This window comes from Oscillatoria nigro-viridis PCC 7112 (genome assembly GCF_000317475.1).
Taxonomy (GTDB): Bacteria; Cyanobacteriota; Cyanobacteriia; order Cyanobacteriales; family Microcoleaceae; genus Microcoleus; species Microcoleus nigroviridis.
The window spans coordinates 1,236,224-1,250,085 of sequence record NC_019729.1; the positions used below are offsets into that span (position 1 = coordinate 1,236,224).

10 protein-coding genes are annotated in these 13,862 nt (G+C 46.0%); 9 read left to right on the forward strand and 1 reads right to left on the reverse strand.

What is annotated here, in order from left to right; all coding sequences use genetic code 11:
• Nucleotides 1–79: 79 nt before the first annotated feature.
• The 5 genes from OSC7112_RS05430 (at nt 80) to moeB (ending at nt 4,342) form a co-directional block, all read left to right on the forward strand.
• On the forward strand, nt 80–1,315 hold the full coding sequence (locus tag OSC7112_RS05430; protein WP_015174955.1) for an ATP phosphoribosyltransferase regulatory subunit: 1,236 nt from the start codon (nt 80–82) through the stop codon (nt 1,313–1,315).
• A gap of 144 nt (nt 1,316–1,459) precedes the next feature.
• Entirely contained in the window at nt 1,460–1,687 is a 228-nt protein-coding gene (locus OSC7112_RS05435; RefSeq protein ID WP_015174956.1) for a ferredoxin family protein, read from the forward strand.
• Between the two features lie 176 nt (nt 1,688–1,863).
• Nucleotides 1,864–2,475 (forward strand): Uma2 family endonuclease, encoded by a 612-nt coding sequence (locus tag OSC7112_RS05440; protein ID WP_015174957.1) that lies wholly within the window; start codon nt 1,864–1,866, stop codon nt 2,473–2,475.
• Between the two features lie 135 nt (nt 2,476–2,610).
• The gene (locus tag OSC7112_RS05445; RefSeq protein ID WP_015174958.1) at nt 2,611–3,090 is read left to right on the forward strand and encodes a M67 family metallopeptidase; all 480 of its coding nucleotides are present in this window, start codon (nt 2,611–2,613) and stop codon (nt 3,088–3,090) included.
• A gap of 79 nt (nt 3,091–3,169) precedes the next feature.
• Nucleotides 3,170–4,342: a molybdopterin-synthase adenylyltransferase MoeB gene (moeB, locus tag OSC7112_RS05450; RefSeq protein WP_015174959.1), complete on the forward strand. Its 1,173-nt coding sequence runs from the start codon at nt 3,170–3,172 to the stop codon at nt 4,340–4,342.
• A gap of 237 nt (nt 4,343–4,579) precedes the next feature.
• Here the strand turns inward: moeB and alaS are convergent, their stop codons facing one another.
• Entirely contained in the window at nt 4,580–7,240 is a 2,661-nt protein-coding gene (gene alaS, locus OSC7112_RS05455; protein WP_015174960.1) for an alanine--tRNA ligase, read from the reverse strand.
• Between the two features lie 1,183 nt (nt 7,241–8,423).
• Here alaS and OSC7112_RS05465 point away from each other — a divergent pair.
• From OSC7112_RS05465 to OSC7112_RS05480, 4 genes are read left to right on the forward strand one after another with little or no spacing between them, the layout of a single operon-like run.
• On the forward strand, nt 8,424–9,032 hold the full coding sequence (locus OSC7112_RS05465; RefSeq protein ID WP_015174962.1) for a hypothetical protein: 609 nt from the start codon (nt 8,424–8,426) through the stop codon (nt 9,030–9,032).
• Nucleotides 9,033–9,038: 6 nt separating this feature from the next.
• On the forward strand, nt 9,039–11,759 hold the full coding sequence (locus OSC7112_RS05470) for an OmpA family protein (RefSeq protein WP_015174963.1): 2,721 nt from the start codon (nt 9,039–9,041) through the stop codon (nt 11,757–11,759).
• Between the two features lie 2 nt (nt 11,760–11,761).
• Nucleotides 11,762–12,292, forward strand: coding sequence for a Rab family GTPase (locus OSC7112_RS05475; protein ID WP_015174964.1), 531 nt, complete (start codon nt 11,762–11,764; stop codon nt 12,290–12,292).
• Entirely contained in the window at nt 12,289–13,845 is a 1,557-nt protein-coding gene (locus tag OSC7112_RS05480) for a sensor histidine kinase (protein ID WP_015174965.1), read from the forward strand. The genes OSC7112_RS05475 and OSC7112_RS05480 overlap by 4 nt, the downstream gene beginning before the upstream one ends.
• The last annotated feature ends 17 nt before the right edge of the window (nt 13,846–13,862 follow it).

Here is a 13,862-nt window from a genome sequence, read left to right on the forward strand (position 1 = left end):
TGGTTCGACTTTAACAGCGTCCATAAAGCTAAGCTTCTGGGCCCAATCTAAAATCTAAAGTCTAAAATCTAAAATTGATATGGTTCACCAACCCCCATCGGGTGCAAGAGATTTATTGCCCCTTGACGTTGCTCAAAAAATTTCGATCGAACGGCGCTTACAGCAGGTTTTTCACCGCTGGGGCTATCACCGGATTATTACCTCTACTCTAGAAAGGCTGGAGACATTGATGGCTGGGGGCGCGATCGACCGATCGACCTTAATTCAACTGCAAGACGCCGAGGATGGAGAACTCGGTTTGCGGCCGGAATTGACAGCATCTATCGCCCGCGCGGCTGCAATGCGGATGGCCGGGACTCGCTGGCAGCCGTTTCGCCTCTACTACAACGCTAACGTGTTCCGCAAAGGCCCAGATACTGGCTCAGGCGGGCAACAGGAGTTCTATCAAGCTGGGGTAGAACTGCTCGGCGCGGGGGGGACGGTTGCGGATGCAGAAGTGCTGCTGCTGCTGTCTGAGTGCTTGCAGAGCTTGGAAATTGATGAGTGGCATTTGGTTTTGGGAGAAGCGGGCTTGACTGCAAGATTGCTGGAACCGTTTCCGCCAAACGTGCGCCAAAAAGTTCGGGGGGCGATCGCCAATCTCGATCGAATTACCTTGGAAACTTTGCCGCTGTCAACCGAATTGCGAGAAAGAGCACTGCTGTTATTTGACTTGCGCGGCCGCCCCGAAGAGGTGTTGCCAATTGTTGCCAAGCTGGATTTAGATTTGTCGCAGCAATCGGCGTTAAACAATCTCAAATCGGCGATCGAATTGCTGCACCAATGCCAGTCAAAAATTCCCCATCTCAAATCTCACATTCACCTCGATTTGAGTTTAATTCAAACATTTGACTACTACACTGGAATTGTGTTTGAAGTTGTCAGCAGCAGCAAGACAGGACAGCGAGTTTTAGGACAAGGGGGACGCTACGACCAACTGTTGGGACTGTTCGATCCCCAAGGGCAAAATTCCCCCGGCATCGGGTTTTGTCTGAATATTGAAGATTTGCACCAAGTTTTGCTGACAGAGGGGCAATTGCCCAGCCAGACGCCCGCTAGCGACTGGTTGGTTGTGGCTCAAACTCCTGAAGCTAGTGCCGCCGCGTTTGCTTACGCTCGCAAACTCCGAGACTCTACTCACCTAGTTCGGGTAGAAATAGATTTGGAGAGTCGGGAGACGGAAGAGGCGGCGCGGGAATACGCGCGCGATCGGCGAATTGCTCAAATTGCTTGGGTAAATGCCGAAGGATTGCCAACAATTGAAACGGTAAATTAGCCGAATTGGTAATGGGTAATTGGTAGTTGGTAATTGGTTAAAAATCACCAGATATGATATTATGTATCCTGCTGATTTAGAGAAGGTTTTGCCAATTGCTAATTGCTAATTCCCTATCTAACTAAAATCTTTTGAGAGAACACTATGGCACACACTATTGTTACGAATATTTGCGAGGGAGTTGCTGATTGCGTTGGCGCTTGTCCGGTTGCTTGCATTCACCCAGGCCCCGGCAAAAATGTCAAGGGTACTGATTGGTTTTGGATTGATTTTGATACCTGCATTGACTGCGGCATTTGTTTGCAGGTGTGTCCGGTGGAAGGTGCGATCGTTCCCGATGAACGACCTGAGTTGCAGCAAACTCCCTCTTGATTGAATTAACTCTTTTTCCCCTTCTCTTCCTTTGTGTCATAAACGTCTTCGCGGTTCGTTAAATTTATATAGGAAGTTTTTTAACGAACCGCAGAGGGCGCAGAGGGCGCAGAGAAGAAGGGCGAGAAATATTAGATAAATATAACGTTTAGATATCTAAGTGCAGGTAATTAATTATGTTACTTTTAGATCCAAAAACTCTCGAACCTGCTACCGAACAGCGCATTATTTTATATGATGTGAGTTGGGAGCAATACGAGCAACTTTCTGATATGTTTGTCGATGAATTCCCCAGGATGATCTACTTGGAAGGAACGTTAGAAATTATTATGACGAATTCGCCAGAACATGAAAGGCTTAAAACAATTATTGCCCGGTTGATAGAAACCTATGCAGTTGAAAGGCTAATTAATCTCAACGGTTACGGAAGTGCTACATTTCGCCGCGAAGCTGTGAGACGGGGTGCCGAACCGGATGAGTGTTACTGCTTGGGTTCACTTGCAGAAATCCCTGATATTGCGATCGAAATTGCTCTAACTGGCGGTGGAGTTGACAAACTAGAAGTGTATCGCGGTTTGCAAGTTCCTGAAGTCTGGTTTTGGGCTAACGATCAATTTTCTATTTACCACTTGCAGGAGTCTGGTTATGAGTTAATTTCGAGCAGTGAATTTTTGCCTGAGTTAGACTTTTCTGTATTGAGTCAATATGTAGGATATGTTAACCAAACAGAAGCTGTTATTGCTTATAGAACAGTTTTGCAAACAGCTACAGGAATGTCAAATCCATAGACATCTCCAGAAAAGCCAGTATTGAAAGGCTTTCCGGGCTGTTCCACAATAAAAAAAAAGCCCGTGAAGCGTAGCTATCCCGCTCTTAATCGCAGTTTACAAAAAAAACTACAATAAAATCTACAATAAAATTCTATGCAGCCGATCGCACTTTCCCACTCTCAAATTTTATCCATCCGCACCCACGCCGAAAGCGCTTATCCTGAAGAATGCTGCGGTTTGTTGCTCGGTCGAGTTACTGGCGATGTTAAAACTTTAGTGGAAGTTTGGCCGACTGAAAATGCTTGGAGTGCGGAAGCTGAAGAGAATTGGCCCGAACAAAAAGGATTGACAGAAAGACGCAGATATGCTATCAAGCCCGAAGATATGTTGCGGGCGATGAAACACGGGCGCGATCGCACTCTGGATATTATCGGTATATATCATTCTCACACGGATTGTCCTGCTGTGCCCTCAGAGTGCGATCGGACATTGGCCTGGGCCGAATACTCTTATATTATTGTGTCCGTCCGACAAGGCTGTTGGGAAGACCTCCGCAGTTGGAGTCTTGACGGAGAGGGGAACTTTCAAGCAGAGGAAATTCGCCTAGTTGAACCGACTGAGATTAAGAAATAATTAGTAAAAATAACAAACACGTAAAAATGCGAAAGATTCAGATAGGATGTAATTCAAAATCTGCGCTACACACAATATCATGCTAAATCCTAATCTGGAGGAGATCCAGCTCAACAAACAAGAATACGAACGCTACTCTCGCCACCTGATCCTCCCAGAAGTTGGATTGGAAGGGCAGAAGCGTCTCAAAGCTGCCAGCGTGCTCTGCATCGGTACGGGAGGCCTCGGTTCGCCGCTGCTGCTGTATTTAGCAGCCGCCGGTGTTGGCCGCATTGGCATTGTAGACTTTGATGTTGTAGACCATTCTAATTTGCAGCGGCAAGTAATTCACGGCACTTCTTGGGTGGGGAAACCGAAGATTGAGTCCGCTAAAAATCGGATTTTAGAAATTAATCCTTTTTGTCAAGTTGATTTGTACGAGACTCGCGTTAGTTCGGAAAATGCGATCGAGATTGCCACTCCTTACGATATCATCATCGACGGTACGGACAACTTCCCGACTCGCTATTTGATGAACGACGTTTGCGTGCTTTTAAACAAGCCCAACGTCTACGGTTCCATCTTCCGATTTGAAGGGCAAGCAACAGTTTTCAACTACGAAGGCGGCCCGAATTACCGCGATTTGTACCCGGAACCCCCGCCTCCCGGGATGGTTCCTTCTTGTGCCGAAGGCGGCGTTTTAGGCGTTTTGTGCGGAGTTGTCGGTTCTATCCAAGCAACGGAAGCTATCAAGATTATCTTAGGTCAGGGCACTACTTTGAGCGGCAGATTGTTGCTTTACAATGCCTTAGATATGACGTTCCGGCAATTGAAACTGCGGCCTAATCCAGTGCGTCCGGTAATTGAAAAGTTAATCGATTACGAACAATTCTGCGGCATTCCTCAAGCAAAAGATAAGGAAGCACAAGATCAAAAGAAAATCCCTGAGATGACTGTCACGGAACTTAAGGAGTTAATCGACAGCGGTGCGAAGGATTTTGTATTGTTGGATGTTCGCAATCCCAACGAGTATCAAATTTGTCAAATTCCTGGGTCGGTTTTGGTTCCTTTGCCGGATATCGAACACGGCGCAGGTGTCGCTAAGGTCAAGGAATTGTTGAACGGCCACCGCTTGATTGCACACTGCAAAATGGGCGGACGTTCTGCCAAGGCTTTGGGGATTTTGAAGGAAGCTGGAATTGAGGGGATTAATGTTAAGGGCGGAATTACTGCTTGGAGTCAAGAAGTAGACCCGTCTGTACCTCAATATTAAGTAGCAAAGCAGGACACGGCATCGTGCCTTTCGTCGTGTCCATTTAAGCCGAAAGCCCGCCAGGGACTGAAGTCCCTGGCTAATAGCGAAAGTCCTCGCTATGAGGACTAATGAGTTCTTCAGTCCTCTAAAGAGGACTTTCGCTTTGAGGCAGGGGTTTTAACCCCTGTCGGACTGCGGGGTTGACGTGTTTGTTGACACTAATGCACGGCATCGTTTCCCTACAAAAAACCCAGACTAACCCAACCCTTCAACTAACAGATTGCGAGCACTTTCCAACGCTTCCTGCAACTTACTTGCATCGCGTCCCCCAGCTTGGGCCAAATTCGGTCGCCCGCCGCCTTTTCCGCCGCAAATTTGAGCAATTCCCCCGATAAACTTGCCAGCTTGCAATCCTTTCTTATTGACTTGGGGACTAAAAGCTGCCACCAAACTTACCTTATCAGGTTCAGGAATTGATGCCAAAACAACCGCAGCACTTCCTAATTTTTGCTGCAATCTTTCCGCCGCAGTTTTCAGCGCTTCTGCATCCACATCTCCCAATTGAGCTACAATGATTTTGAATTCGCCGAGATCCTCAGCCGCACTCAACAACTGGTCGGATTTTGCGATCGCCAATTCCGACTTCAAAGCAGCCAAATGTTTCTGAGTATCCTTCAACTCATTCTGCAAATTGGTAATCCGGTTCGGCAATTCTTCAGGCTTCGCCTTAAATCGATCGCCCAAATCGCGCACCACCTTGTCCCGCACGTTCAAATAGTCCAAAACAGCTTGTCCCGAAACCGCTTCAATCCGGCGAGTTCCCGCCGCTACCCCCGCTTCGGAAACAATCTTAAACAGCCCGATTTCTGCGGTATTGCTGACGTGAGTCCCGCCGCACAATTCCATCGAAACGCCGGGAAAATCGATCACCCGCACTACGTCGCCGTACTTCTCGCCAAACATCGCAGTCGCGCCTTTTTCTCTCGCTTGGGCGATCGGCATTTCTGCAACTACCGCAGCGTGGGCCTCAGCAATCCAACTATTAACTAAATCCTCAATTTTCTGCAACTCTTCTGCTGTGACAGCGCGCGGAGAATTGAAATCAAACCGCAATCTTTCTGACGTTACCAGCGAACCAGCTTGCGAAATCGAATCGTCCACAATTTTTCGCAAAGCTGATTGTAATAAGTGAGTTGCTGTGTGGTTGGCCTGAATTCGGCGGCGACCGCTATTGTCAATTTTCGCAGTAATACTATCGCCAACTCTCAGCGTTCCCCGTTCCACAAAGCCGAAATGCACGAAGAAATCCGATTCCTTCTTCACATCATCAACTCTTACCAACAAACCCTCTCCATTCTCTCCCTGAATGCTGCCGTTCAAATAACCTTTATCCCCTATTTGTCCGCCGGATTCAGCATAAAATGGCGTTTGGTTCAACACAACTTGTACCTCAGTGCCTGCGGCTGCTTCCTCCACAGATTTGCCGTCAACCAAAATAACTTCCACCTCAGCTAAACTCGACAATTCAGCATAACCGACAAACTCAGTTCCTTGGATTGTTTCAGCCAACTTATCCAAAGAACCCTGCACCGTCAAATCGATTGTTTGGCGAGCATCTTTAGCGCGAGTTTGCTGTTCCTTCATCGCCGCTTCAAAGCCGTCCAAATCCACAGTTATTCCCTGTTCCTCAGCAATTTCTTGAGTCAGTTCTAAGGGAAAACCGTAGGTATCGTAAAGAGTGAAAGCATCTTGACCGCTGATTTGTTGGTTTGCTTGCTGTTTTGTGCGATCGACAATTTCCTCCAGCAGCTTCTCTCCGCGTTCCAAAGTCTTGAGAAACTGCGCTTCTTCCCTTGCCAATTCCGCCTTAATTTGAGATTCCCGCTGCCGCACGTTCGGATAAGCAGCTTCCGAAAGGGCGATCGCACTTTCAGCCACCCGCACCGTAAATTCCCCCTGAATTCCAATCAGTCGTCCGTGGCGCACCACCCGGCGAATCAACCGGCGCAAAATGTAACCCCGACCAACATTCGACGCGCGAATTTCGTCCGCAATCATGTGCACCACAGCCCGAATGTGGTCGCCAATTACTTTCAGCGAAACCTTGACTTTTTCATCGCTATTGTGGTAATCAATCCCGGCAATTTCTGCCGCTGATTGAACGATCGGAAAAATCAAATCTGTTTCGTAATTGTTGGGTACTTTCTGGAGGATTTGTGCCATCCGTTCCAGTCCCATGCCAGTATCAATATTTTGATTTTTCAGCGGTGTTAAATTGCCCTCTGCATCTTTATTGTACTGCATGAAAACCAGGTTGTAGAATTCAATAAACCTGCTATCATCTTCGAGGTCAATATTGTCGCCTCTTTCTGGGTGGAAATCGTAGTAAATCTCCGAACACGGGCCGCAGGGGCCAGTCGGGCCGGATTCCCAGAAATTGTCATCTTCTCCCATGCGCTGAATCCGATCGCCCGGAATGCCAATTTCATCGCGCCAAATCGCAAAAGCTTCGTCATCATCTCGGAAAACGCTAACAACTAAATTGGATGCTGGTAAGCCGAAAACTTCCGTGGAAAGTTCCCACGCCCAGGCGATCGCCTGTTTCTTGAAATAATCCCCGAAACTGAAGTTGCCCAACATTTCAAAAAACGTGTGGTGGCGGGCGGTGCGGCCGACGTTTTCGATGTCGTTGGTGCGGATGCACTTTTGAGAAGTGGTGGCGCGCGGTGATTCGGCGGCGCGCTGTCCGAGAAAAATCGGCTTGAATTGCAGCATTCCGGCGATCGTCAGCAACACAGTCGGATCTTCCGGCACCAAAGAAGCGCTAGGCAAGATTTTATGTCCCCGCTGGGCATAAAACTGAAGAAACGTTTCGCGGATTTGACTGCCACTGAGAAACTTAGGAGAAATAGACATGACAAGAACTGTTAAGTATGTAAAGATGTAGCAACAATAGAATTTATAGGACTTTTGCACGGGTGTCCAGAAACCGGGTTTTCAAACCAAAATACACGGGCTGTAAATCCTCAATCTCGGTGAAAAAACCCGGTTTCTTTGTGGGCGAGTGCGTGAGTGCTAACTTACATCTATTTGGATATTCTTATCATTATACTTAGTAATGTAAAGACCTATCAAGTTTTGCAAATGGTGCTTTACTCCTGGGAAAGCTCGTGCTAACTTAATAATAGACACCGGGACAGGAAGAGAAAGGAGGTCGCTATATTTAGAAACAAAGTTCGAGGATATAGACATGGTGTCTCCGGTCTAGATTCCCAGGCGCAGCAGAAATTAACCGAACACAACTTGGAATAGTGGCGAACTGCCGATGGAGCAGTCAAGCCAAACCGCAGTCGAGTCAGACTTAGTTGTCGTTGCGGATTAAAAGTAAAGCTGCACAAGTTGTAAACCCTAGTAAGTAACAGTTCTCCACCGGAAACACATTTCGTTTGTTAGAAAAAACAAAGCTCTCATATTATTGGGTCTGGTCGCTGTCGATCGGGCCCTATGAATTTTTATAGGGCGATCCGAGGAGGAGACGGTTCGAGAGGGAGATTGGGGGAGAGTTCGACTGTATAAGTGCTTTCTGGTGACAAGCAACTTCCCTGCAAGCCGATCGGCGAGCGATCTGTGCAGCTTTTGAATTATATATTATATATAAGGGGACGCGGATCGCGCCCGCCCGCTTTTTGCCGGGAGTCAAACGCTGTGGTATGAGGCACTGTCAAGATGCGATATCATTGAGGATGTCAGTCAAGACATTAAAACCCACCGGCTGTATAGCAGTCTAAGCTTCTGTGAGCTTACTGCAAGGCAAGGATAGCAAACCGCCATTTTTGGTGACAAGACCTGGCTCAAGAATTTGAATCTCAGGATATTTAGAGTCAAAAGTCTAAAAAATCCCATCCCCCACGCAGGGGTGAGACTTCAAACAAAAAAATGCGCCCCGTCAAAAAAGCTAGTGCCACCGACAACTGCAGTAAATCACAGTAAAACGCGCCGGCACGTCTTTTGGGCCTAATTAAAATGCTCGACAGGCGGTTTAACAAAAAATCTAGCACAGTTCTTAAACTCACAATCTCCAAAGATTCCAGGTAAAAGTATGGCCGAAATAACTAAAGAAGAAATGCGCGAACGGCTGGGAAATATAGACCAGATCCGAGATATAATTTTCGGAGCGCAGCTTAGAGAATACGACAATCGCTTCGATAAAATAGATTCCGACTTGTCGATGATGCAGCAAGATATGCAAACTCGCATCGAACAAGTAAAAACAGTTCTTTCAGGAGAAATGAGGGCTGCCGTTGATTCGTTAGAAAAGAAAGTTAAATCGCTCACCTCAAACACCCAAGAAGAAAGCGCAGACATCCGTCAGCAAGTCGATCGCATTAACCGCAAATTCTCCAGCAGCATTGAAGCCCTCGACGAGGCTGTAGACAATCAAACCCGTTCGCTTCGCGACGAACTCTCCCAAACCAGAGAGCGACTATCTGAAGAAACCCGCACTTTGAAAACACAGGTTTTTGAAGAGCTCGACCGTCGCTTTTCCATGCTCAGAGATGTTAAAGTTTCTAGAGACGACATGGCAGAAATTCTGTTTGAACTCGGCATGAGGCTCAAAGGAACAGAATTTGTACCCGAACTTAAAGGCGTTGCGGATAATAAGTTAAATACCGAATTTCTCTTGCCGGAGCGCCACCATAACGGATAATAACGCATGGCTTTACCGAAAGAAAATCCGCCTGACGAAAATGAGTTAGAGGGTTTTGTTTCTCAACCTGACGAGTCTGCTGCCGATGCAGCAACCCAGCTAGAACCCTTGCTGAATCTGTTAGCAGATCTCAAAATTTTTGCTGGTTCCAACCAGCAAAATGCAGAGCCAGAAGATGACAGCAGCGGCAAAAATAATCAAGCTGGGGCCCTCGGCGGGTTGATGGATTTGTTAGGTATTTCTGAGCAAGCGCCAGAGGAAGTTACAGCGAGTGTACCCGAAACTGGATCTCGCCAACCGGAGTCTGGCGATTCCCCGCCTGTGGCAGACGAGTTCAAAAGTTTGCTATTTGCTACTCACAAACTCAACACTTCAGAACTAGAAAAAGACTATTCCTCAGCTAAAACTATAGATGTTTCCGCGATCGCCCAGCCGGATTTGGAGGAGGGATCGAAGCCTGTTGAAGAATTGTCTAACTTGACAATGAAAGATTCTCTACAGTACGTACAGGCTCAAAAATCCCACGGGATCGATCGGCATTTACAGGATCTTTCCGCTTCCGAAACCGAGTCAAAACCCTCGGAAATTCCCCATAACCCCATAGTTTCCACAGTCTCAGAGCCACCAGAAACTGCATATTTAGATCCGGTGGTTGCTTCTTCGCTTCAATCGATACCAAACTTGGTAGAACAGCCGACAACGATATCGCAGCCAGCAGAAATATTAGGTCAAATTAAACAGGATTTAAATGAAGCCGACAGCGCGATGGAAACGCTGCAAAATCTGATTTTCGGCTCAAAAATATCAGATATCGAGCAAGTCAAAAATCTGCTGGCAGAAAACGACTTGCCGGGGGTGCGCCACCTGATGGCAAAAATCGACGATAAATTAGGAAAATTGGAGCACCAAATCTACGATCCCCAAGAGTTGATTGAGTTGATGTTGCCTTGGATCGCAGAAATTCTCAGCCGCAAAGTGGCAGATTCCAGGGAAGAAGTTGTCAAGGCGATCGTGCCGATTATTGACGAAGTGATTAGGGCAAAAACTCAGGAAAACAAGTCGGCAATGAGTGCGGCAATAGCTGAGCTGCTTCCCGACGCACTTGCTCAACAAATAGTGAATTCGCCAGCGGATATTGCTAAGGCGATCGCCCCAGAAATCGGTTTGGCAATTAAAGAGCAAATTCGCCTCGACCAAGAGTCGATCGCTCAAGCCCTCGCCCCGGAAATGGGCAAAGCGATTACAGCCCAAATAAAACTCGAACGCGACTCTATGGTGGATGCCCTCTATCCCGTAATTGGCAGTACAATTTCCCGATACATGGCAGAAGCTATCAAGACAATCAATGAAAAAGTGTCAAATGCCATCAGCGTCGAAGGATTCCAGAGAAAAATTCGCTCCAAAGTACAAGGAGTCTCCGAAGCTGAATTAATCCTCAAAGAATCAGTACCCTTTACCGTCCAAGCAGCATTCTTAATTCACAAAGCATCTGGCTTGATAATTTCCGAAGTTCAAAACTCAGAAAGTTACCAGTTAGAATCAGAAATGGTAGCAGGAATGCTCACAGCTATTCGCAGCTTTGTTAACGAGTGCATCGTTGAACCCGGAGAAGTTTCCGAACTAAATCAAATTGAATACGGCGACTCAAAAATTATGCTAGAAGTAGCGGGATATTGCTACATGGCAGTCGTGATCAAAGGAGAACCGCCACAGTCGTTCATCAACAAACTGCGGCAAACAGTTAGTAATATCATCCTTAATTACGCTAAAGTAATTCACGAGTTTAACGGCGACTCCGGTACTATACCGGAGTCGCTGCACCCGTACATAAAAAGTTTATTCGACCCGCTACAAACGAAAAAATCAACAAAACCCCCGATCGCCCTAGCGGCTATCAGTTTAGCCGCCCTAAGCTTAATCTTAGTACCTTGGGGGATTTATCAGTATCGCAGCAACATTTACCGTCGCCTCGAAGCAAATGCCATCGCAGCTTTAGCATCCACTCCCGAATTAGCAGTTTACCGCTTAGATGTTGCAGTTGATGGCAAAACTTTAAAGCTAACCGGAAAGTTGCCAAATCAAGAATTGCGGGCACAAGCCGAAAAAATAGCCGCATCAACTGCACCGCAATTGCAATTAGATAATAGAATTCTAGCTGTAGATGTCCCCCCAGATCCAGTTTTGACGGCGGCCGAGGTGCAGCGGATTACCGCTGTTTTGAATCAGAAAGAGGGCCTTTCTATTTCTACGCGGTATGGCGATCGTAAAGTGACTGTAGAGGGTACAGTTAGAGACGGTGCAGACGCACAGAAAATAGCTCAGTCCCTGAAGCAAATTCCAGGTGTTCAATCGGTGATTAGCACAGTTAAATTAGATCCGCTGAAAATTACAACCCGCATCTACTTCCAGCAAGGAACGGCAACATTAGACTCAACATACCGAGAAACGATCGCCAGTGTCAAAAATTTCATGGATCAATATCCTCAAAAACAGATTAAGATAATTGGGCACAGCGATCGAACTGGGGAACTTGCTACAAATCAACAGTTGTCGCTGAGGCGTGCCGCAGCAGTGCGAGATGCTTTAGTGCGGCAAGGTGCTGACCCAAAGCGCCTCCAAACGGTTGGCATCCCCCATCCTCCTGCCGACGTGGAACCCAATCAACCGCGACTTTTAAGCAGATGCGTGGTATTTGAACCAATAACTAAGACAATAAACAGAAAATAATTATGTCTATATCTAAAAAAATGTGTATGATCGGCGATTTTGGCGTGGGTAAAACTAGCCTAATTCGCCGTTTTGTCGATCGGCAATTCAGCGACCAATACCTCTCCACTGTGGGAGTAAAAATTTCCCGCAAAAACCTAGAATTAGAAGGCATAAAACAGCGAGAAAACGTGACTGCACAGTTGCTAATTTGGGACTTAGAAGGGCATACAAAATTCAAAGGAATAGCACCGACTTACTTGCAGGGAGCTAGCGGCGTTTTAATCGTTGCCGATGTCAGCCGCTCCGAAACAGTTGAGCGAATATCCGAACACATTCAGCTTTTTTCTTCAGTGAACCCTAAAGGTTCAATTATTGTCGCTTTGAACAAAGTAGACTTGATTGATGAGGAAAAATTGGCGCTGCTAGTGGAAATATCCCATTCGATAGGTCAAGACAAAGTAATAGGAGTTTACACGACATCTGCTAAAACAGGCAAAGACGTTGACGAAATTTTCTACAAACTAGCTTACACAATGGTAGAACAAGTATGAACCCCCTGTTAAGAAAGCTGTTGGGCCCGCGACAAACACAGTATTTTCTAGTAAATCACCATTTCATCATTCAGGAAACCTCCGCCGAAGTGCAGCATTATGCCGATACTCCGGGCGACGCTATACCCGGTGCAGATGCTCGCCTGAGTTTTCCCGAACTGATTGGCATTGAAAATATCCTCATGTCTATCATTATGGGACGGCTGCCGGGTTTTGAAGTCAAAGGTATCGCTCGGTTTGCCGAGCAGAACCGCCCTTTATACTTTGATATGTTGGCTATCAAATATGAAGAGGAACAAGAATATGTGCCAAGTAAATTGCTAATTTTGATTGAAGATACCACCGAAAAGATGGTAATGAAGCAATCGTTAATTCAGAGGGCGAATGAAGCTAATCTTTTGGTTAGTGCCTTAGCCGCTTCTAAAGATTATATAGATAAAGTTATTCGTTCGATGGGCGATGCTTTGTTGGTGACAACAACATTAGGAACTATCAAAACTGTCAATCAATCTGCCCAATGGTTATTTGGGTATAGCGAAGCAGAATTAATCGCCAACCCCCTGTCCATAATAGTAGTCGAAGAACAATTAATTTACCAAGCTCGCCACCGCTATATTTTGTCTCAGAAAGAGCTGCTTAGAGAACTAGAAATAGTCTGCACTACTAAAGCAGGAGAAGAAATTTGGGTAGAATTTTCCTGTTCGGCAATTCAGACAGAATTAGAGGGACTTTACGATTTCATTTATATAGGTAGGGACATCACAGAACGCAAACAACAAGAAATAGAAATTCGCCGCTCTTTGGCAAAAGAGCAAGAACTCAGACAGGTAAAATCTCGTTTTTTCTCGATGATTGCTCACGAATTCGGCAATCCTTTAAGTACAGTATTATTTGCTACTAAAATCCTCCAAGACTACGGCGACGAAATCACCCACGCTGAAAAACACCAATACCTGCAACACGTTAAATCAGCATCTCAACAAATGGCTCAGCTATTAGATGACGTGCGGTTGCTCAGCAGCGCCGAAGCCGGAAAACTCGAATTCTATCCCGCACCAGTTGACTTAAAAAAATTTTGCAGCGAGTTAGTAGAATCAATTAAAATTACTTATGGAAAAAATCATACAATTAACTTTATTTATCAAGAATTAGTTCCGCCCGCGAAACAAAATGATATCGACTCGCAGGAAACGCAACATTTGCCCGCACTAGATCCCAAATTATTGCGGCACATCTTGACAAATTTGCTGTCAAATGCCGTCAAATATTCGCCCCTCGACAGCCATATTTATTTTGAATTAAATTGTCAGAATAATGAAGAAGCTACATTTAAAATTAAAGATGCAGGCATTGGCATTCCTCTAGAAGACCAAGAACAACTCTTTGAATCTTATTATCGAGCCAAAAATGTCGGAAAAATACCCGGTACAGGACTGGGTTTATCCATAGTCAAGCAGTGTGTAGATTTGCACGGAGGTCAAATCGAATTTTCCAGCAAGATAGGGTTAGGCACTACCTTTTTAGTCAGAATTCCATTTGAGAAACATAGATAAATAGATGAATTTTCGAT